This window comes from Streptomyces shinuiensis, from assembly GCF_043660855.1.
GTDB lineage: Bacteria > Actinomycetota > Actinomycetes > Streptomycetales > Streptomycetaceae > Streptomyces.
Window position 1 is genome coordinate 992,327 of record NZ_JBIHML010000001.1, and the last position, 19,360, is coordinate 1,011,686.

General features: G+C 75.2%; 21 protein-coding genes. 9 read left to right on the forward strand and 12 right to left on the reverse strand.

Features of this window, described 5'->3' with window-relative positions:
- Nucleotides 1-23: 23 nt before the first annotated feature.
- Nucleotides 24-698: a fasciclin domain-containing protein gene (locus ACGRHY_RS04395; RefSeq protein ID WP_394634070.1), complete on the forward strand. Its 675-nt coding sequence runs from the start codon at nucleotides 24-26 to the stop codon at nucleotides 696-698.
- A 56-nt stretch (nucleotides 699-754) separates the two neighbouring features.
- On the opposite strand, the gene ACGRHY_RS04400 is transcribed toward ACGRHY_RS04395, so the two are convergent.
- Nucleotides 755-1,063, reverse strand: a complete 309-nt coding sequence (locus ACGRHY_RS04400; protein WP_394634071.1) for a 4a-hydroxytetrahydrobiopterin dehydratase — start codon at nucleotides 1,061-1,063, stop codon at nucleotides 755-757.
- A gap of 51 nt (nucleotides 1,064-1,114) precedes the next feature.
- Here ACGRHY_RS04400 and ACGRHY_RS04405 point away from each other — a divergent pair, with 51 nt between their 5' ends.
- Nucleotides 1,115-1,999, forward strand: coding sequence for a helix-turn-helix domain-containing protein (locus ACGRHY_RS04405; RefSeq protein ID WP_394634072.1), 885 nt, complete (start codon nucleotides 1,115-1,117; stop codon nucleotides 1,997-1,999).
- Between the two features lie 119 nt (nucleotides 2,000-2,118).
- Here ACGRHY_RS04405 and ACGRHY_RS04410 read toward each other — a convergent pair whose 3' ends face one another.
- Nucleotides 2,119-4,197 (reverse strand): phage holin family protein, encoded by a 2,079-nt coding sequence (locus ACGRHY_RS04410; protein WP_394637920.1) that lies wholly within the window; start codon nucleotides 4,195-4,197, stop codon nucleotides 2,119-2,121.
- A 306-nt stretch (nucleotides 4,198-4,503) separates the two neighbouring features.
- On the opposite strand from ACGRHY_RS04410, the gene ACGRHY_RS04415 reads away from it, so the two are divergent.
- Together ACGRHY_RS04415 and ACGRHY_RS04420 are read left to right on the forward strand one after the other, a co-directional pair.
- Nucleotides 4,504-5,280, forward strand: coding sequence for an MBL fold metallo-hydrolase (locus ACGRHY_RS04415; RefSeq protein ID WP_394634073.1), 777 nt, complete (start codon nucleotides 4,504-4,506; stop codon nucleotides 5,278-5,280).
- A complete protein-coding gene (locus ACGRHY_RS04420; RefSeq protein ID WP_394637921.1) occupies nucleotides 5,280-5,912 on the forward strand; it encodes a DedA family protein in 633 nt (210 codons plus the stop codon). The genes ACGRHY_RS04415 and ACGRHY_RS04420 overlap by 1 nt, the downstream gene beginning before the upstream one ends.
- On the opposite strand, the gene ACGRHY_RS04425 is transcribed toward ACGRHY_RS04420, so the two are convergent.
- The 3 genes from ACGRHY_RS04425 to ACGRHY_RS04435 form a co-directional block, all read right to left on the reverse strand.
- Nucleotides 5,909-7,003, reverse strand: a complete 1,095-nt coding sequence (locus ACGRHY_RS04425; RefSeq protein WP_394634074.1) for an MBL fold metallo-hydrolase — start codon at nucleotides 7,001-7,003, stop codon at nucleotides 5,909-5,911. The genes ACGRHY_RS04420 and ACGRHY_RS04425 overlap by 4 nt on opposite strands.
- Nucleotides 7,000-8,379 carry a hypothetical protein gene (locus ACGRHY_RS04430; protein WP_394634075.1) on the reverse strand — a complete coding sequence of 460 codons (1,380 nt, stop codon included), beginning with the start codon at nucleotides 8,377-8,379 and terminating at the stop codon, nucleotides 7,000-7,002. Before ACGRHY_RS04430 ends, ACGRHY_RS04425 begins: the two co-directional genes overlap by 4 nt.
- A gap of 85 nt (nucleotides 8,380-8,464) precedes the next feature.
- Nucleotides 8,465-9,220: an ANTAR domain-containing response regulator gene (locus ACGRHY_RS04435; protein ID WP_394634076.1), complete on the reverse strand. Its 756-nt coding sequence runs from the start codon at nucleotides 9,218-9,220 to the stop codon at nucleotides 8,465-8,467.
- Nucleotides 9,221-9,476: 256 nt separating this feature from the next.
- On the opposite strand from ACGRHY_RS04435, the gene ACGRHY_RS04440 reads away from it, so the two are divergent.
- Nucleotides 9,477-10,634 carry a PAS domain-containing protein gene (locus ACGRHY_RS04440; protein WP_394634077.1) on the forward strand — a complete coding sequence of 386 codons (1,158 nt, stop codon included), beginning with the start codon at nucleotides 9,477-9,479 and terminating at the stop codon, nucleotides 10,632-10,634.
- A gap of 28 nt (nucleotides 10,635-10,662) precedes the next feature.
- Here ACGRHY_RS04440 and ACGRHY_RS04445 read toward each other — a convergent pair whose 3' ends face one another.
- Nucleotides 10,663-11,526 (reverse strand): SigB/SigF/SigG family RNA polymerase sigma factor, encoded by an 864-nt coding sequence (locus ACGRHY_RS04445; RefSeq protein WP_394634078.1) that lies wholly within the window; start codon nucleotides 11,524-11,526, stop codon nucleotides 10,663-10,665.
- A gap of 236 nt (nucleotides 11,527-11,762) precedes the next feature.
- On the opposite strand from ACGRHY_RS04445, the gene ACGRHY_RS04450 reads away from it, so the two are divergent.
- A complete protein-coding gene (locus ACGRHY_RS04450; RefSeq protein WP_394634079.1) occupies nucleotides 11,763-12,734 on the forward strand; it encodes a TIGR03557 family F420-dependent LLM class oxidoreductase in 972 nt (323 codons plus the stop codon).
- 92 nt (nucleotides 12,735-12,826) lie between these two features.
- On the opposite strand, the gene ACGRHY_RS04455 is transcribed toward ACGRHY_RS04450, so the two are convergent.
- Nucleotides 12,827-13,345: a ribonuclease FAU-1 family protein gene (locus tag ACGRHY_RS04455; protein ID WP_394634080.1), complete on the reverse strand. Its 519-nt coding sequence runs from the start codon at nucleotides 13,343-13,345 to the stop codon at nucleotides 12,827-12,829.
- A gap of 388 nt (nucleotides 13,346-13,733) precedes the next feature.
- Entirely contained in the window at nucleotides 13,734-13,961 is a 228-nt protein-coding gene (locus ACGRHY_RS04460; RefSeq protein WP_241715065.1) for a DUF6158 family protein, read from the reverse strand.
- Between the two features lie 98 nt (nucleotides 13,962-14,059).
- Here ACGRHY_RS04460 and ACGRHY_RS04465 point away from each other — a divergent pair, with 98 nt between their 5' ends.
- From ACGRHY_RS04465 to ACGRHY_RS04475, 3 genes are all read left to right on the forward strand, one after another.
- Nucleotides 14,060-15,259, forward strand: a complete 1,200-nt coding sequence (locus tag ACGRHY_RS04465; RefSeq protein ID WP_394634081.1) for a baeRF2 domain-containing protein — start codon at nucleotides 14,060-14,062, stop codon at nucleotides 15,257-15,259.
- 91 nt (nucleotides 15,260-15,350) lie between these two features.
- Nucleotides 15,351-16,160, forward strand: coding sequence for a methyltransferase domain-containing protein (locus ACGRHY_RS04470; protein WP_394634082.1), 810 nt, complete (start codon nucleotides 15,351-15,353; stop codon nucleotides 16,158-16,160).
- A gap of 89 nt (nucleotides 16,161-16,249) precedes the next feature.
- Nucleotides 16,250-16,612 carry a VOC family protein gene (locus ACGRHY_RS04475; protein WP_394634083.1) on the forward strand — a complete coding sequence of 121 codons (363 nt, stop codon included), beginning with the start codon at nucleotides 16,250-16,252 and terminating at the stop codon, nucleotides 16,610-16,612.
- A gap of 82 nt (nucleotides 16,613-16,694) precedes the next feature.
- Here ACGRHY_RS04475 and ACGRHY_RS04480 read toward each other — a convergent pair whose 3' ends face one another.
- The 4 genes from ACGRHY_RS04480 to ACGRHY_RS04495 form a co-directional block, all read right to left on the reverse strand.
- Nucleotides 16,695-17,618, reverse strand: coding sequence for an NADP-dependent oxidoreductase (locus ACGRHY_RS04480; RefSeq protein WP_394634084.1), 924 nt, complete (start codon nucleotides 17,616-17,618; stop codon nucleotides 16,695-16,697).
- 81 nt (nucleotides 17,619-17,699) lie between these two features.
- Nucleotides 17,700-17,930 (reverse strand): LapA family protein, encoded by a 231-nt coding sequence (locus ACGRHY_RS04485; protein WP_394634085.1) that lies wholly within the window; start codon nucleotides 17,928-17,930, stop codon nucleotides 17,700-17,702.
- Between the two features lie 47 nt (nucleotides 17,931-17,977).
- Nucleotides 17,978-18,622 (reverse strand): 4'-phosphopantetheinyl transferase family protein, encoded by a 645-nt coding sequence (locus ACGRHY_RS04490; RefSeq protein WP_394634086.1) that lies wholly within the window; start codon nucleotides 18,620-18,622, stop codon nucleotides 17,978-17,980.
- Nucleotides 18,623-18,650: 28 nt separating this feature from the next.
- Nucleotides 18,651-19,358 carry a class I SAM-dependent methyltransferase gene (locus ACGRHY_RS04495; RefSeq protein ID WP_394634087.1) on the reverse strand — a complete coding sequence of 236 codons (708 nt, stop codon included), beginning with the start codon at nucleotides 19,356-19,358 and terminating at the stop codon, nucleotides 18,651-18,653.
- Nucleotides 19,359-19,360: the final 2 nt, after the last annotated feature.

Consider the following 19,360-nt stretch of genomic DNA (forward strand, 5'->3'; position numbering starts at 1 on the left):
AACCGACAGGAGATCCACACCACATGAGCGCCACCCGTACCCGCCGCATCCGCCGCATCGCCCTCGCCGCCACCGCCGCGGTGGTGCTGCCGCTGTCGGTCACCGCCTGCTCCTCCGAGGACGGCGGCGACGGTGCGGCCGACTCGCAGTCCGCCGCACCGGGCGGGTCCATGCCCGCCGACGGGTCGCAGGAGGAGTCCGAGGACATGGCCGCGACCGACACCTCCAAGCCGTTCGGCCCCGGCTGCCAGGCCGTCCCCGAGGACGGCGAGGGCAGCTTCGACGGCATGGCCGACGACCCGGTCGCCACCGCCGCGTCCAACAACCCCGCACTGTCCACCCTGGTGAGCGCGGTGCAGAAGGCCGGCCTGGTCGACACCCTCAACAGCGCCGAGAACATCACGGTGTTCGCGCCCACCGACGACGCCTTCGCCGAGATCCCGGAGAAGGACCTCAACGCCGTTCTGGAGGACGAGGAGGCGCTCACCGAGATCCTCACCTACCACGTCGTCGGCGAGCGGCTGACGCCCGAGGACCTGGAGGACGGCTCCTACCCGACGCTGCTGGAGAAGAAGGAGCTGACCGTCTCCGGCTCCGGGGGCTCCTACACGGTCAACGACGACTCCGAGGTCGTCTGTGGCAACGTTCCGACCTCCAACGCCACCGTCTACATCGTCGACACCGTGCTGATGCCGTAGTGACCCGCTGAGCGAGGGCCGCGGCCCGCGGTATCCGGTCCGCCGGACGCCGCGGGCTACGGGCGTGCGCCGTGGGACGGGGCGATCTCCTCGATCCGCCGCGCCAGGCTCACGTCCGGCTCCGTCACCTTCCCGCCCACGCTGTGGGTGTTCACCGACACCCCCACCGCGTCATAGCCCAGCAGCAGATCCGCGTGGTGGTTCATCTCCTCCTGGATCTGCGCGACGTGGAGCACCATCGCCGCGGCCGGAAAGTGCCCGGCGAAGGAGTACGTCCTCCTCAGCCGGTCCTCCGCGAACTCCCAGCCGGGCAGTTCCGCCAGCGCGGCGTCGATCTCCTGCGAGGTCAGCGGTCGAGGTGGCATGGCGCGCGATCTCACTTTCCGTGGACGACCCTCCCAGCCTAGGGTCGCGGAATGGAATCCGCTGCGGCCGACGCGAGCACGGGGACGAACGGGGCGGCCGACGGGGTGACGGGCGGGGCCGGCCCCCTGCTGCGGCACTGGCGGGAGCGCGCCGGGCTCAGCCAGCTCGAACTGGCCCTGCTCGCCGACTCCTCGGCCCGGCACATCAGTTTCGTCGAGACCGGGCGCTCCCGCCCCAGCCCGCGGATGGTGCTCCGCCTGGCCGAGCACCTCGATGTCCCCGTACGCGAGCGCAACGCGCTGCTGCTGGCCGCCGGGCACGCCCCGCACTACCCCGAAACCCCCGTGGACGCCCCCTCGCTGGCCGCCCTGCGCGGCGGCCTGGAGCGGATGCTGACGGCGTACGAGCCCTTCCCCGCCCTGGTGGTCGACGGCCGGTACGAGGTGGTGGCCGCCAACCGCGGCGTCGCCGCCCTGCTGGAGGGCGTGGCCGGGCACCTCCTGCGCCCCCCTCTGAACGCCATGCGCCTGACCCTCCACCCCGAGGGCCTGGCCCCGCGCATCCACAACCTCCCCCAGTGGCGCGGGCATCTGCTGGAGCAGATGCGGCGGCAGCTCGCACCACTGCGGTCGGCGCCGCTGCGCGAGCTGTACGAGGAGGTCGCCGCCTATCCGCCGCCCCGGCCGGACACCGGGCACACGGAGCACACCGGGCTCACCGGGCTCACCGAAGGGCGCGGCGCCGCAGGCCCCTGCGACCCGGGCCCCTTCGCCCTGCCGCTGGTGATCGGGCACCGGGGGCACGCCCTGTCGTTCTTCTCCACCATCACGACCTTCAACACCCCCATGGACGTGACCGTCTCCGAGCTGGCCATGGAGACCTTCGTCCCGGCCGACCCGAGGACGGCGGCCCTGCTGCCGGAGTTGCTCGGCTAGCACGGGCCGGAAAGGCCGCTTCCGCGATCTGGCTCCCGGCCCTGTGCCCGGCCCGCCGGAAAGGCGCCTGGCACACTTTTCACGGAGTCGGCGCGCCCGGGCCGGCACAGTGCCCCGGATCAGCGCAGGGGGGCGCGGGCCGGGACGAAGGGTGTGGTCACGGCCGGAGCGGCCTCCGCCTCGCGCAGCCAGCCGCGCAGCACCCGGTGGACCTGCTCGGCGCCGACCGGCTCGCCGTCCCTGTCCGGCGGGGACAGCAGGCGCGGGTAGAGCAGGAACGCCCGGGACTGCTCTCCTCCCAGGCCGCCGTGGGAACCGATCTGCTCCTCGAAGGCGTGAACGGCGCCGGTGGCCGGATCGAGGGCCGAGTTGACCATGATGTCGGCAGCGTGCGGGAAGCGCGCGGTGCGCCGCACGAGGGCGGCGGCGCGGGGCCCGTAGGGCCTCAGGGGGTCCTCGCCGGTGATCTCGCCGGTGTCCAGGCGGTGTTCGCTGTCACCGGGGCCGAGCACCACCGGCCCGCGGTGCTCGGTGTCCACCAGCAGGAATCCGATGCCGGGGTGGTTGGCGAGGGTGCGCAGCAGGGCGGGGTGGCTGCGGTCGATCTCCTCGCGGGTGGCCCGCCCGGGGATGCCGGGGAAGGAGATCAGCCCGAGGTTGCCCGAGCCCAGCACCACCGGGTCGGAGGTGGGGGCGGGCCAGTGGGGTTCGGCGCCGTGCCCGTCCTCGGGCCGGTGCAGGGCGGCGCGGGCGGCGGCGCGGGCCTCGGCGCCGCTGGCCGTGTGCCTGGCCCGCCGGGAGACCGGCAGCCCGCATCCGGCGCGGACCAGGTCCTCCAGGGTCAGCCCGTAGTGGGAGGCGAAGGTCTCGCCGGGGCTCTGCCCGTGGTCGGACAGGAGCACCAGGCGGTAGGGCCGGGAGGCCTGGGCGGCCACCTTGGCGATCAGGGCGACGGACCGGTCCAGCCGCCGCAGCACCTGGTGGGTGTCGCGGCCGCGCGGCCCGGAGTGGTGGGCCACCTCGTCGTAGGCGACGAGGTCGGCGTAGACGGCGGTGCGCCCGCTGAGGATGTCGCCGAGGACGGAGGCGACCACCACGTCCCGCTGGACGACGGTGGCGAAGGCCCGGATGAACGGGTAGAGCCCGCCGCGCGGCACCCGCGGGCTGTCCCCGCGCAGCCTGGCGCGGGTGGACTGGACGATCTCGCGGACCACCTCGGCGGCGAAGGAGGCGGCCGTGCGGGTGGCGTTGGCCGGGTCGGAGAAGTACGCGAAGTACCCGGCGCGCGACCGGTTGTGCCGGCCGCGCCGGGCGGAGACGGAGAGCACCAGGGCGGCCTGGGCGGCTCCGCCGCTGAAGAGGTTGCCGCGACTGGCGCCGTCGTGGGCGAGCAGTCCGGGCTCGCCGCTGTGTTCGGCGGCGCGGCGCTGGAGCCGGGCGGCGCTGGAGGGCCGGTTGCTGGTCACCACCTCGCCGGTCTCCTTCTCGTACCAGCGGAAGGCGGGCACGTCCTCGTTGGAGCCGTGCAGGATGCCGAGCTGGCTGGCGCCGGTCTGGCTGGACCAGTCGGTGTGCCAGGGGACGAGGCGGTGGGTGCTGCGGAGCATGGCGGCGATGCCCGGCATCAGCGGTTCGCCGCCGGCGGGGGCGGTGGCCGCGTCGCGCAGCGTGTCGTGGCCGATCCCGTCGAGCTGGAGGAAGACGGTACCGGGGGTGGCGGGCATCCGCCGCCGCCCGGAGCGGCGCCAGCGGCGGTCGGCGAGCCGGGCCAGGCGCCGCCGGTAGGCCCGGTCGTCGCGGACGGCCAGGAAGGTGTTGGCCGCCGAGGAGGCGGCGGACATCGCGGCGGCGACGACCACGGCGGTCTGCGGATCGGTCTCGCCCCGGTAGTCGGGCAGGAGGGCGAGTGCCAGCCACAGCAGGGAGCCGTTGAGGAAGAACACCAGCATGCCCAGCACCAGGGCGGGCACCAGCAGCAGGGCTCTGACCAGCAGGGGCCACACCAGGGCGCTGAGCAGGCCGAAGGCGCCGGCCCCGAGGGCGGCGGTGACCCCGATGCTGGTGGCGCTGTCACCGTCGGGGGACTGGAGCCGGAAGTCGGGGAGCACACCGGCCAGCACCAGCATGGTGAGGGTACTCACCGCCCACACGACCAGGACGCGCAGCACCGCGCCGCCCGCCCTGCGCCAGGCCGCCATCCGCACGCCGTCCGCCTTTCCTCCTCCGGGCCCCGGGCCGGCACCCGCCGGCCCTCGCCCTCCGCGTTCTCCGCGCCGGGGACGTCCATGCTTCCCGCGTGCCGGTGCTTTCGCGTGCCGGTGTCCGGCACGCGTCCGCCGCCGGGTGCCGGACACCGCCGTACCCGGCCCGGCACGTACCACTTTTCCACAGCGCCTCCCCCTGCCGGAGGTGTGTCCGGTCTCTTTCCGGAGGCTCCCGGGAGCGCGGGGGTGTGATGAGAGGATCGGTACGGGGAAGGGGCGAGCGGATGGAAGGAGGGTCCGGTGCCTGCGGAGGTCACTTGGTGGGGCCATGCCACGACGACGGTGCGCGACCGCGGCGTGACGGTGCTCACCGACCCGGTGTTCGTCCGGCGGCTGGCCCATCTGCGCAGACGGCGCGGACAGCCGCCGCCGGAGTCGGCGGCGCGGGTGGATCTGGCGGTGGTCTCCCATCTGCACGCCGACCATCTGCATCTGCCCTCCCTGGCCCGCCTCCCGCCCGGCACCCGTGTGGTGGTGCCGCGCGGCGCGCTCGCCTCGGTGGCGGGGCTGCGGCGGCTGGCGGGGCGGCTGCGGATCGAGGAGGTCGACGTGGGTGAGCGCGTGCGGGCCGGGGACGTGACCGTCCGCGCGGTACCCGCGGAGCACGACGGGCGGCGGCTGCCGTACGGGCCGCATCTGGCGCCCGCCCTGGGCTATGTGGTCGAGGGGGAGTCCAGGACGTACTTCGCCGGTGACACGGGGCTTTTCGACTCCATGGCGGAGGCGGTCGGTCCCGTGGACGCGGCGCTGCTGCCCGTCGGCGGCTGGGGGCCGAAGCTGGGCGACGGGCACATGAACGCGCGCCGGGCGGCCGAGGCGCTGGCCCGGCTGGGGGCGCCGCTGGCGGTGCCGGTGCACTACGGGACGTACTGGCCGATCGGTCTGGACGCGGTCCGGCCGCACGAGTTCCACTCCCCCGGCGACGAGTTCGCGCGGCTGGCGGCGCGCTCGGCCCCCGCCGCGGCGGTGCACCGGCTTGGGCACGGGGAGAGCGTGCGGCTGGAGGCGGCGGGGTGATGGAGGCACTGCTGGGCACGGTGCGGGAGATACCGGGGCAGGTGGCGCCCGGCGCGGTGGGCTATCCGTCGCTGTTCCTGCTGGTGGCCTTCGGCGCGCTGGTGCCGGTGGTGCCGACGGGGGCACTGGTCAGCGCGGCGTCGGCGGTGGCCTTCCACCGCAGTCCTCCGGCCCTTCCGCTGCTGCTGGTGTTCGCCGTCGCTGCGCTGGCCGCGTTCCTGGGCGATCTGCTGCTGTACTGGCTCGGGCAGCGCGGCGGCCGCTCCAGGAGCGGCTCGCGCTGGCTGGAGCGGATGCGCGAGCGGGCCGAGCCGGACCGGCTGGAGGCCGCGCGGCGGAGGCTGGACGAGCACGGCGTGACGGTACTGGTCGTCTCCCGGCTGGTGCCGGCCGGGCGGATCCCGGTGATGGTGGCCTGCCTGCTGTCGCGGGTGCCGGTGCGCCGGTTCGTGCGCGGCGCCGCTCCGGCCTGCCTGGTGTGGACGGCGACCTACCAGCTGATCGGAATCCTGGGCGGGTCGCTGTTTCCCGAGCCGTGGCAGGGCGTGGCCGCGGCGGTCGGCCTGACGCTGCTGGTCGGCACGGTGCCCTCGGCGTGGCGGCGGCTGCGCCCGGCGGAGGTCCCGCGTTAGGGGGGCCGGGGGCCGGGGCCTGGGTGCGGGTCCGGCTGTCCCAGGATCCTGGAGGCCCCGATCGGCATGTCCCACAGGTCCTCGCGCGGCCGGCCGGCCGCTGCCCACGCGGCCCGTACCCGGCTCAGCGGCTCCAGCGGCGGCTCGGCCGAGAGCAGGAAGGTGGCCCAGTGCATGGGGGCCATACGGCGGGCGCCGAGGTCCAGGCAGGCCTGTACGGCCTCCTCCGGGTCGGTGTGCACCGGGCGGAGCATCCAGCGCGGCGCGTACGCGCCGATCGGCAGCAGCGCGAGGTCGATGCCGGGGTAGCGGTGGCCGATCTCGGTGAACCAGTGGCCGTAACCGGTGTCGCCGGCGAAGTGGATCCGCTGCCCGTGGCGGTCGGTGAGCACCCAGCCGCCCCACAGCGAGCGGCAGGTGTCGGTGAGGGTGCGCCGGGACCAGTGGTGGGCGGGGACGAAGTCGAAGCGCACGGTGCCGCCGCCCGGGGAGGGCAGTTCGGCCGCCTCCCACCAGTCCAGTTCGGTGACGGAGGTGAAGCGGCGCCTGCGGCACCAGGCGCCGAGCCCGGCGGGGACGAACAGGGGGGTGTCGCGCGGCAGGCGCCTGAGGGTGGGGGCGTCGAGGTGGTCGTAGTGGTTGTGCGAGATCACCACGGCGTCGACGGGCGGCAGGTCCTCCCAGGGGACTCCGACCGGGGTGACCCGTGCCGGAGTGCCCAGGATCCGGCGGGACCAGACGGGATCGGTCAGGACCGTGAGGCCGCCGATGCGCACCACCCAGCTGGCGTGCCCGGCCCAGGTGACGGCGGCGGCGGTGGCGTCGACGGGCGGCAGGGGGGCCGGTTCGCGGGGCAGCAGGGGGACCTCGCGCAGCGTCGCGGGGTCGGGGCGCGTGCTGCCCTCCCTGGCTATGCGGGACAGGGAGCGCAGCCCGGGCAGGGGTTCGGTGAGCCGGTCGGCGAAGGTGCCCGGCCAGGTGCGCCGCTCGCCCAGCGGGCGGGGGGCGGCCAGGGCGGGGGGCCGCCGGGGGGAACCGGCCGCGGGGGCGTCGAGGACGGCCTGTGCGGGCTTCTCCGTCTGCTCGGTCATGCGGGGCTCCCATCTGCGTCCGGGATCTTCACGGGGCGCCGGGCCGGCGGGCCGGCGGCCGTCAGCTCCCGCAGGACCGACTCCAGCGACGCACGCGCCCCGGCGGAGCCGTCGGCCGTCGCGCCGGTGGACGGCACGTCGGTGGACGGCACGTCGGTCGACAGACGCACCCGCAGGGCGCGCGGATCGTCGCCGAAGCGGTGGCCGCCCAGCGCGTACGGGCCCAGCCGCCGCACCAGTTCCGCCTCCAGCCGGGGGGCGTCCTCGATGCCGCGGGCGGCCAGCGCGGGGCGCAGTGCCTCGAAGTCGGGGTAGATGTGGCGTCCGGCGTGCGGCGGCCGGCAGACCGCGCCGGCGCCGGTCAGGATCCGGTGGAGCGCGGCGGCACGTGCGGCGTGGGCGCGGTTGCCGGCGGCGCGGTGCTCTCGCAGCGGCTCCGCCTCGCCCAGCGCCTCGGCGGCGGCGGTGGCGTCGCGGCCGCGGGGGCGGGCGTGCAGGGCGGCCAGGACGGCGCGGACGCGCTCGCCCGTCTCCCGCCCGCGCACGGTGGCCGGCAGACGGGCCGCGCCCATGGCGGTGCCCGGCCCGAAGGTGTGCTCCGGGTCGGCGCCGAGGTCGACGAGGACCACGACGCAGTCGTGGTCCCCGCCCTCGCCGGCGCCTTCGGGTACGCGGCCGTGTGAGCCCCGTGCAGCGTCGGTGTCCGCGCGGGCGTGGGCGTGAAGGGCGTGGGTGCCGGCGCCGGTGTGGCGGGCGGACCGGTGCAGGATCTCGGCGGGGCTGACGATCATCGTGTCGTGGGGATCGTGGGAGGTGTCGCGCCAGCTCTCGTCGCTGATGATCAGCAGGTCCGCCTGGACGGCCGCCTCGCACACCTCGTGCAGCAGCTCGGGCGGCGCCGCCGTCCCGGTCAGCCCGTCGGCCACGGACAGCAGCAGCACCCGCGGGTCACCGCCGGCGGCTCGGGCCCGGCCCACGGTCTCCAGCAGCGCGAAGGGGTCGGGCACCCCGCCGCACTCGGCCGGCACGGGCACGGTGTGCAGCGGCCGGCCGAGCAGCCGTGCCTGGCCGGCGTGCCAGGCCGGGCCCGGCCTGGGCAGCACCACCCCGCCGCCGTCCGTGTCGCCCTCCCCTCCCCCGTGCCCGGGTTCGGCCGCGGCGAGCAGTGCCAGCAGGAGCAGGGGCGCGGTGGGGGCCGACACGACCTGTCCGGGCTCGGTGGGCAGGCCGCGCCGCCCCCAGTAACCGCAGGCCGCCTCGGCCACGGCGCCGTAAGCGCCCCGGCCGTATCCGCCGTCCCCGGTGTCCCCGGCGCCGAGCGGATCCGGTACGGGGACGGCCGCGGATGCGGGGCCGTCGGGTCGGGTCTGCTGCATCCGTGCCTCCGCCGTGTCCGGGGACGGCCCGCCGACCGCCCTGTCTGGTTCCGCCGCTGGCTCCCGGCTCCTCCCGCCGGACCGGTCAGGGCCGCCGGGACCGCTCCCGGAAGCGCTGGAGCTCCTGCTCCATGCCGTGGCCCCGGGTGCGCACCAGGGCGCCGGCCAGGTCGGAGAGCTTGCGATTGGTGTGCTGCGAGATCCCGCGCAGCAGGGTGAACGCCTCCTGCGCGTCGCAGCCGAGCACGTACATCACGATCCCGCACGCCTGGTCGACGACGGGTCTGCTGCGCAGCGCGCCCCTGAGCTGCTCCGTCTCCGCCAGCGCCGCGCGGTGGCGGCGGTCGCGGGCCAGCCCGGTGGCGGCCAGGTCGCCCAGGAGCGCCGCCGGGCAGCGGACGGTCTCCTCCAGCGGGCGGGGGCGGAAGCCGTGGACGGTGACGGTGAGGGTGAGGTCGCCCCGGCGGTAGGGCAGGGCGGCGCCGGAGCGAAGCCCCATCTCCAGCGCCCTGGCGCGGTAGCCGGGCCATCGGTCGTCCAGCAGCAGGTCGTCGGAGCCGGCGGGGCGTCCGGTGCGCAGGGCCTGCGGCACGGGACCGTCTCCGGCCTCCCACTGGACGTCGACGAGCGCGGACAGGTCCGGATGGGTGACGGCGGTGGTGCCCTCGGCCGGGTCGCCGCCGGTGTGGGCGGTGGCGGTGGCGCCGCAGCAGCCGGGGGTGGAGCGGACGACCTGTTCGGCCAGCCGGGCGAGGCTCCGGGCGGGCGAGGCGGCGTCGAGCGCCGGCTCCGTCTGGGTCGGAGCGGACTCGAACGGCATCGCGTCGCATCGGTCCGGCATGGCGCTGTCCGGTCCTTTCCCTGTTCTCCGGCCGGTTCCGGCCGGCTCCTCGAGCGTCCGGTTCCGTGGGATCGGCTGCCCCGCGCGGCGGCCGGGAAACGGCCGGCGCGCCGAGCCGCCCCGGGCGGTCACGGGCCGCCCGGGATCACTCCCGCGCAACCTCTTCCACCATCATCATCCCAATAAAGAGTGATGAGTAATATTTTTTCCGTGCGACTGACAGGACCTCCGGCTGCCCGCGGGTTACGTTGAGGACATGGCGCAGGCGGAGGAGTTCGGAACCGAGCTGGCGGACTTCCGCCGACGGGTGGAGGAACTGCTGTCGGCACGTGCCCTCCCGGAGGCCGACCGGCTCCCCGCCCTGGAGGCCGCTCTCCTGGAGCTCCGGCACGCGGCCGAGGTGCTGTGGCCGCGCTGCGAGGAACTGGCCGCCGAACGGCACCGCGACGGCCGGGAGGAGCACCACGAGCACCAACTGCTGCGCACCCTGTTCCAGCGGTTGCCGGTGGCGGTGGCCCTGCTGGACCGGGACACGGTGGTGCGGCGGTGCAACCCCGCCGCCGGGCAGGTGCTGGGGATGCGCGCCGGGTACGCCACCGGCCGGGCGCTGACCGGTTCCCTGGCCCACGGCTCCCGGGCGGCCTTCCGCTCCCAGGTGGCGGCCGTCGCCCGCGGCGAGGGCGACCGCGGCCTGGCCGTCCGCCTGCCGGGCCCACCGCGGCACGGCGGCGCCGCGCTGCGGGCCACCCTGACGGCGCTGCGCCCCCCGAACGAGCCGGGCGCGATCGTCCTGGCCGTCTTCCAGCCGGCCGGGCCAGGCGCGCCCGCCGGCGCCGGTGCGGGCCCTGCCGGGCCGGCCGCGGCGGTGGAGCACGGGACATCCCGCCCCAACCCGTCCGAGGCCGCCCGCGGCGCCGAACTGATGGATCTGCTGGACGAGACGACGACGGCACTGCTCGGGGCCGACTCCCCCAAGGAGGTGCCGCAGCGGGCGGCGGAGGCGCTCCACGGCCGGTTCGCCGACTGGGTCGTCGTCGATGCCGCCGTGCCCGGCGGCGCGCTGCGCCGGGCTGCCGTCCTGGCCTCGGCCGGACGGCTGCGCGACGCGGTCGCCGGGCAGGACCCGTCCTCCTGGCCGCCTGTGGTGGACGCGGTGCGGCACGGCGGCACGACGCTGCGGGTGCGGCCGGAGGACCCCGGGCTGCTGGGCCGGGACGCCGCCGGGACCCCCGTTCTGGTACGGGCCGAGGTCGGCTCGCTGCTGTGTGTGCCGCTGTCCGACGGCGCGGGGGGCCCGGTGCTCGGCGCGCTGACGCTGCTGCGCACCGGCGGCCGCCGGGCCTTCGGGCTGGCGGAGGCCGGCGCCGTGGAGCGGATCGCACGGCATGTCGCCCTCGCCCTGCGTGGTCTGTGAGGCGCTCCACGGGCCGGCCGGTGGCGCGTCAGGCGGCCCGGGAACCCGCGTAGGCGTGTTCGCGCTCCCGCTCCGGGGCGGCCTGCTCCCGCTCCAGATCCGCCTCGACCTCGGCGTGCAGGCGGTTGCAGGTGCGGCTGATCAGCCGGGAGACGTGCATCTGGGAGATGCCGAGCTGCTCGGCGATCCGGCTCTGGGTCATGTCGCAGAAGAATCGCAGGTAGAGGATCTTGCGCTCGCGCTCTGGCAGGTTGCGCAGCCGGGGCTTGAGCGACTCGCGGTAGACGACGAGGTCGAAGCCGGGCTCGGCGCTGCCGAGGGTGTCCACCAGTGCGTAGCCGTCGTCGGCACCGGGCAGCTCCGCGTCCAGGGACAGGGTGCTGTAGCTCTCCAGGGCCTCGGAGCCGATGCGCACCTCCTCCTCCGTCAGGCCGCTGTGTTCCGCTATCTCCCTGACGCCGGGGGTGCGGCCGTCGAGGGAGTGGCTGAGCTGGCGGCTGGAGGCGCGTACGCGGTTGCGCAGCTCCTGCACCCGGCGCGGCACGTGCAGGCCCCACATGTGGTCGCGGAAGTGCCGCTTGATCTCGCCGACGATGGTCGGCACCGCGAAGCTCTCGAACGCGCTGCCGCGCGCCGGGTCGTAGCGGGCGACCGCCTTCACCAGGCCGAGGGCGGCGACCTGCTCCAGGTCCTCCAGGGACTCGCCGCGGTTGCGGAAGTGCCGGGCGAGGCGCTCGGCCATCGGCATCCAGGCCCGCACGACCCGCTGCCGCAGTTCCTCCCGCTCCGGGCCGTCCGGAAGCTCGGCGATGCGCTGGAACTCGGCCGTGGTGTCAGGGGCGTCGTCGTGCGGGTGCCGCGCGTGCTTTGCTCGTGCTCGTACGGGGGTCATGTGCGGTCTCTCCCGAACTGTGGACTGTGGCTCTGTGGGGGTTACCGCGGGACCGGGCACAGGGGGACCGGGGCCGAAACACCCGGGGCGGGGAATGCCACCGCTCCCGCGGATGTGCCTGCGGTCCGAAGCACGAGGGTTCGGATGCCCGGGGCCCACCCCTTCAAACGATGTTTTTCACACCGGCACCCGGTTACCCGGCGCCCGCACCGCCGGACCTGTGGAGGACTGCCCCGATGACCGAGTACGGCTACTTCCTGGCCTGCGAGGACCACGGACCGAACGAACTGGTGGAGCAGGCCCGGATGGCCGAGCAGGCGGGATTCACCTCACTGTGGATCTCCGACCACTACCACCCCTGGAACGGCGTCCAGGGGCACAGTCCGTTCGTGTGGTCCGTCATCGGCGCGATCTCCCGGGCGACCTCGCTGCCCGTCCAGACGGCGGTCACCTGCCCGACCGTGCGCGTCCACCCGGCGGTGGTCGCCCAGGCCGCCGCCACCAGCGCGGTGATGCTGGAGGGGCGCTTCCGGCTGGGCGTGGGCACCGGCGAGGCGCTCAACGAGCACATCCTGGGCGACCGCTGGCCCCAGGCGTCGGTGCGGATGGAGATGCTGGAGGAGGCCATAGGCGTCATCCGGCACCTGCTGGCCGGTGAGGAGGTCAGCCACCACGGCAGGCACTACACCGTGGAGAACGCGCGGCTGTACGACGTGCCCGACCGGCCGGTGCCGGTCGACGTCTCCGGTTTCGGCCCGGCCGCCATCGAACTGGCCGGGCGGGTGGGCGACGGGTTCATCACCACCATGCCGGACGTGGAGGGCCTGGATCGCTTCCGCCGCAGCGGTGGGGGCCGCGGCTCGGGGCAGGGACCGGCCTTCGCGGGGACGAAGGTCTGCTACGGCACCGACCGCGGCGAGGCCGTGCGCACCGTCCACCGCCACTGGCCCAACCTGTTCCTGCCCGGCGAGCTGGGGCAGGTCCTGCCCACCCCGGCCCACTTCGAGCAGGCCTCGCGGCTGGTGACGGAGGAGATGGCGGCCGGCTCCGGGCTGCCGTGCGGCGACGACCCCGACGAGCACGTACGCGCCCTGCGGGAGTTCGCCGACTCCGGGTTCGACGTGGTGCACGTCAGCCAGATCGGGCCCGATCTGCGGGGCTTCTTCGACTTCTACCGGACCGACGTCCTGCCGCGGCTGAAGGACTGAACCGGCCGGCCGCCGGGGCCCATGGGCGGGGGTGTGGAGAGGGTGCGGCTCTCCACACCTCCTTGGCCCGCCCCGGGATCCGGGATCCCGGATCAGTCCAGCAGGGCGTCGAAACCGCCCTCCCGGGCGAGTCGTTCGAGCCCGTCCAGCGCGCGGCGGGCCCTGCCGGCCGTCTCCGGGTCGCTCTCGGGCAGCCCGCTCTCGGCGAACTCGTCCTCGTCCAGGCGCAGCACGGCGGACCGGTCGGACGACACCCACAGGTCCAGCTCCAGGTCCCATGTGGTCAGCGTGCCCTCCGTGACGGCGGCGGGGCGGGTGACGTCGCAGTACCAGCCCTTGAGGGCGCCGTCCGGGCCGCGCACCTCCTTCACCGAGAACCAGCGGTCGCGCCAGTAGTGCTCGGTGAACACGTCGCCGCTCTCGAAGCGCACGAAGCCGAAGTCCCGTACCGGCGGGCCGGCCCAGGGCGCCCGCACGACGGCGTGGACGCCGTCGTCGCGCTCCACCGTCGCCGGGTAACGGACCTTTCGGCCATGGGACTTGTGCAGGACGACGGTCACCTTGTCGTCCGGTGCCAGGGTGGTTCCGGGGTGGGTGTGCGCATCACTCATGGGCCCACCCTCCCCCGGCGGGCGAGGGGGGCGCACCCGGTTTTCGGGTGCGCCCCTCGTATGTCTCCGCGGCGGTGCCGCCGTGCGTACCGCGCCCGCCGTGCCCGTGCGTTCCCCGTGCTCGTGAGCCCCGTCGCCCGCGCGCCGCGGGCACCACCCGGAGCAGGGCGGTGCCCGGGTCGGGGAGCGGCCCCGGGCGCGGTCCCTGACCTCCGCACCCGGGGCCTTCTCACTCCCCCACAGGGCCGCTCGCTCGGCCGCGGTCCGGGTGCCCCCGCCTCCGGGGGGCAAACACCCGCTCACCCGGCCGTCACAGCATCGCCACCGTGCCGCCACCGCCGCACCGCCGCACCGCCGCGGCTGCCCGCTCTCCGGCGCGCCCCTCGCCTCACTCGGTGCGCGCCCGGGCGCCCTCCCTCGTGCGGCCCGCCGAGACGGCCCGGCCGGGGTGGCGCCGCAGGTACTCGCCCTCCAGTTCGGCTGTGCGCCGGGTGTGCGCGGCGAGCGCGTCCGACGAGCCGTGCAGCAGGGTGTCGTGGCGGGTCCGGTGCAGGGACTCCAGTTCCTCGATCAGCGCGGTCTCGGACAGCTTCTCCGGGTCGACTCCCATGCCCATGGTTCGATCGCCTCCTTCGTCGGCGTTCTCCGGCCTCGCCCCGTGTCTTTCGCACCGGTTCGGGTACCCGCAAACAGGCGATTCCAAGGAGGGAGCCCATGGAACTCGGATTCCTGAGCCCGATCTTCGACCGTCCCGGCCCCTGGGCCTCGGTCTACTTCGACACCTCGTGGCTGACCGAGGACGCGGCGGCCCGCCACGAACTCGCCGCCCGCGAGGTCCACGATCTGCTGAGGAGCCAGGGAGCGGACGAGCTCACCCGCAAAGCGGTGTACGACGCCCTTCTGGCACTGCCGCGCAGTTCGGTCTCGCCGGGGCGGGCGCTGTTCGCCACCGCGGGCGAGGTGGTGCTCGACCCCGCGCTGGCCCGGGCGCCGAGCGGCGGCCCGCACGCCACCTGGGGGCCGCTGCCGCACACCACGCCGCTGCTGGAGCTGATGGACACCGCCCCCACCTGCCTGCTGGCCCGCATCGACCGCACCGGTGCGGATCTGGAGCTGCGGGGCCCGTTCGGCAGGCACGAGGCCGGCCAGATCCGGGGCGAGGAGTGGCCGGTGCACCGCACCCCGAACGCCGACTGGTCCGAGCGGCGGTTCCAGAACTCGGTGGAGAACACCTGGGAGCACAACGCCGCCCTCATCGCGGAGAACCTGAAGGCGCGCCGGAACGAGACGGGCGCGGAGGTGCTGGTCCTGGCCGGCGACACCCGCGAGTGCCACGCCGTGCACGACCGGCTGGCCCCCGACTTCCATGGGATGGCCGTCGTCGCCGAGCACGGGGTGCGCGCCCCGGGCCGCAACGCGGCGGCCGGTGAGGAGAAGCTGGAGAAGGAGGTGGAAGAGGCCCGCGCCTCGTATGTACACCGCCACGCCGCCGAGGCCATGGAGAGGTTCCAGGCCGGGCGGGTGCCGACCGACGACGGGAGGGTGGGCGCCACCGAGGGGGTGCCCGCGCTGGTGGACGCCGCCCGGGAGCACCGCATCTCCGCTCTGCTGGTCCGTCCCGACGGGCCCGATCTGCACCGCGAGGTGTGGGTGGGCGACGAGCCGGACCAGGTGTCGGTGCGCCGAACCGACATGCAGTACCTGGGCGAGACCCGTCCCGTCAGCGCCCGCGCGGACGACGCGCTGCTTCGGTCGGCGGTGGCCACCGGCGCCGAGGTGATCTCCGTGGGGCCGCTCGCGGAGGAGCCCGGCACCCCCGGGGGACTGCCCGTGGGCGGGCTCGGCGCGCTGCTGCGCTGGCCCTACGGCGGGCCGCCGGCCGAGGGGTCGACTGGTGGTTCGGCCCCGGCCTAGCGCACCGGCCCGGCGGGCGGCACACACCACCGGTTTCCACATCTCGGAATCATCTTGCTCATATAGCGAGATGACGCGATACGGTGCGCGCATGTCGAGACCCAACGCCGTGTACACCCACGGCCACCACGAGTCCGTCCTGCGCTCCCACCGGTGGCGTACCGCCGCCAACTCCGCCGCCTACCTCCTGCCCGCCCTGGCCCCGGGCCTGTCGGTGCTGGACGTGGGCTGCGGCCCGGGCACCATCACCGCGGACCTGGCCGCCCTGGTCGCACCCGGGGAGGTGGTGGGGGTGGACCGGGCCGAGGACGTCCTGGCCGAGGCCCGGTCCACCGCCGCCGACCGCGGCCTGGGAAACGTCCGCTTCGCACGGGCGGACGTCCTCACCCTGGACTTCCCCGACGACTCCTTCGACGTCGTCCACGCCCACCAGGTCCTCCAGCACATCGGCGACCCGGTGGCGGCGCTGCGCGAGATGCGCCGGGTGTGCCGCCCGGGCGGAGTGGTCGCCGTCCGCGACGCCGACTACGCGACGATGGCCTGGTACCCGCTGGTGCCCGGCCTGGAGGACTGGCTCGGTCTGTACCGCCGGGTGGCCCGGGCGGGCGGCGGCGAACCGGACGCGGGCCGCCGGCTGCTCTCCTGGGCCCGCGAGGCCGGCTTCACGGACGTCACCGCGGGCGCGGACATCTGGTGCTACGCCACGGAGGCGGACCGCGCCTGGTGGAGCGCTCTGTGGGCGGAGCGCACCACCGGCTCCGACTACGCCCGCCTCGCCGTCGAGGGCGGGCACACGGACCGGGCGGAGCTGGAGCGGATCGCCGCCGCCTGGCGCGAGTGGGGCGGGCGCCCCGACGGCTGGTTCTCGGTGCCGCACGGGGAGATCCTGTGCCGGGCCTGAGACGGTCCTGACCCGAACCTGACACGGGCCTGCGCCGGGGCGGCGGGGCGCGCCTGACACCGTACGCGCCCCCAACTAGGCTCCTCGGCATGGAGATTCTGGGTACTGCGCTGCGTGTGTGTGTCAACGACCTGGACGCGGCGGCGGGCGTGTACGAACGGCTCACCGGTGCCGAGGCCATGCGGTTCGCGCAGGGCCCCGTCTCGGCGGCCGCGGTCGGCCCCTTCCTGCTGATGAGCGGCCCGCCCGGGCCGATGGAGGTTCTCAGCAAGGTCGCCGCCACGCTGGCGGTGCGGGACGTGGAGGAGGCGGCGGCCGATCTGCGGGCCGTCGGCGCCGAGATCATCGCCGGCCCGCAGTCCACACCCGTCGGCCGGAACCTGGTGGCCCGCCACCCCGACGGCTCGGTGTTCGAGTACGTCGACCGCCGGGAGGCGGACGGAGAGAGGTAGACCGCCGGGAGGCGGACGGAGGGAACCGGGGAAACGGAGGGAGGGCCCGCCGGGAGGCGGGCCCTCCCTCCGGGGAGCCGTGTCAGGAGACGTCGATGACGACCTTCCCCCTGGTCCGCCCGGACTGGCTGAGCCGCCACGCCTCGGCGGTCTCGGCCAGCGGCACCACCCGGTCGACGCCGACCGTCAGTTTCCCGGCATCGGCCAGGTCCGCCAGGGCCGCGAGATCGGCCGGGTCGGGCCGTACGAACAGGTAGTGGCCGCCTTTGGCCATCACCTCGGCGTCGACGACCGACAGCACCCGCGAGGAGTCCTCGAGCACCTGCTGCGACACGTCGATCGACTCGCCGCCGACGAAGTCGAAGGCCGCGTCCACCCCGCCGGTCGCCAGCCCGCGCACCCGGTCGGCCAGCCCCTCGCCGTAGGTGACCGGCTCGGCGCCCAGCTCCCGCAGGAAGTCGTGGTTGCGCTCGCTGGCGGTGCCGATGACCCGCGCGCCCCACGCGGCCGCGATCTGCACCGCCAGCGAGCCGACGCCGCCGGCCGCGGCGTGGACCAGCACCGTGTCGCCCTCGCCCACGCCCAGCCGCCTCAGCGACTGGTACGCGGTGAGCCCGGCCAGCGGCAGCCCCGCCGCCTGCTGCCAGCTCAGAGCGGCGGGCTTGCGGGCCAGGGTGCGCACGGGCGCGGAGACCAGCTCGGCGTAGGTGCCGTTCTGCGCCCAGTCCTTGCGGACGTACCCGATCACCTCGTCGCCGGGGGAGAACTCCTTCGCGTCCGGGCCGGTGCTCTCCACCACGCCCGCCACGTCCCAGCCGGGTACCAGCGGGAAGCGGGCGTCGAGGACCGGGTCGAGGTAGCCCGCCCCGACCTTCCAGTCCACCGGGTTCACCCCGGCCGCCCTCACCCGCACCAGGACCGCGTCGGGCCCCACTTTGGGATCGGGAAGCTCGGTGAGGGTCAGGTCGTCGGGTCCGCCGTACTCGTTCAAAGCGATTGCCTTCATACCCCGTACGACTTCCCCCCCTGAGACGATCATCCCCCCGCCCTCGACGCAGGCGCGCGAACGGCGGCACCGCGCCGTCCCCTATCTGCGCCGCACCAGATACATCCCGGACAGCAGCCCGATCACACCCGGGATCAGCAGCGCCACCCACAGCGGCATGGTGACGATGGGGAACAGCAGCCTGACCTCGGTCTGCTCGGTGTTCTGGAAGACGAAGACCAGAGTGGCGGCCAGCAGCAGCAGCACCAGCACCCTGCCCGGGGTCAGAAAGCCGCGCGCGCCCCCGTCGCCCGTTCTCCTGTGTGTACTCATGCCATCACCATGGGCGCGGGGGTCGCCGCCCGCCCGCCGGGCCGTCCCTACGGAGCGCCTCCCTCCCCCGTACGGGCGACGGCGACCGCCACGGCCGCCGCGTAGCCCCCCGGCGCGGCCACGTCGGTGAGCTCCCAGCCGGGGACCTCGGCGGGGGTCGCGAGGCTGCCGACGTAGGTGGTGTCCGGGCTCTCGCCCAGGCCGGTGCCGGTGCCCTTGAGGTACGCCTCCTTCCTCGTCCAGCAGCGGGCGAAGGCGGCCGGCCGGTCGGCCGGGGCCAGCCTGCCGATCTCGGCGCGCTCGCGCGGGTGGAGGGCGGAGACGGTCTCCGCGACGGTGGCGGCCGTGGGGCAGGCCTCCACGTCGGCGCCGACGGGCGCGTCGTCGAGGACGATCAGCGCCACGTCGCCGGCGTGCGACAGCGAGAAGTGCACCGGGTTGCCGGGGACGGCCGGGCGACCGTGCGGCCCGCCGCACAGCGGGCACGGCTCGCGGGTGAGGGGGACGGCGGCGGGCTCGGTGCCCAGGACCGCGGCCAGCTCCAGGCGCAGGGCCGTGTGGGCGACCCGGTAGCGGTCGCGGTCGGCCTCGCGGACGAACGCCGCGCAGCGGGCGCGCTCCTCCTCCGACAGCACCGCGCCGTCACGTACGCCGGCCGCGTGCTCGGACACTCGCAGTAGGTGCAGCTTCAACCCGCCTCCTTGGATTCGGCGCCGCCCGTCAGGGACGTCTGACGCAGGTGTAGGCGCCGAAGAGGCGCCTTTCGTACTCCGCCTCCACTATCTCGAATCCGGCGGCCTCCAGCATCGGTTCCAGCAACCAGCGAAAGGTGCTGTACTCGGTGCGCAGGTGCTCGGCGTAGTCCCGGTGGGTGTAGCCGAGCGCGGGATCGGCGGCCGCGCCCGCCATCCACGCCTCCAGGACCTCCCCGGCCTCGTGCGGCCGGAAGTCGAGGACGAGGTCGCGCAGGCGGAGCACACCGCCGGGCCGCAGCATGCGGGCGATGCGGTCCAGCGCCAACGCCTTGAAGAAATCCGGCAGTTGGTGGAGGGCGTGCCGGGTGTGCACGGCGTCGGCGGGCTGCCCGGTGTGCTCGTAGGTGAGGAAACCGGCCCGGACACACTCCACGTTCGCCGCCCCCTCCCGCCCGGCCCGCGCCCGCAGATGCTCCAGCATCGCGGGCGAGACGTCCACGGCCACCACCCGGGTGAACCCACGGGCCGCCGCCAGCGCGAACCGCCCGGTCCCGGCGCCCAGATCGACCACGGTGGCGTCCCGCCCCACTGCGTGGCGGCGCAGCGCGTCGACGTCCGGCGCCGGGTCGGGATGCCCCTGCTTGCGGTCGAAGCCCGCCACGAAGGCCGGGTCCAGATGCTCGGGACCGGCGTGGGCGAGTTCGTCGATCATCCAGGGCTCGGCGGCTGTCACGG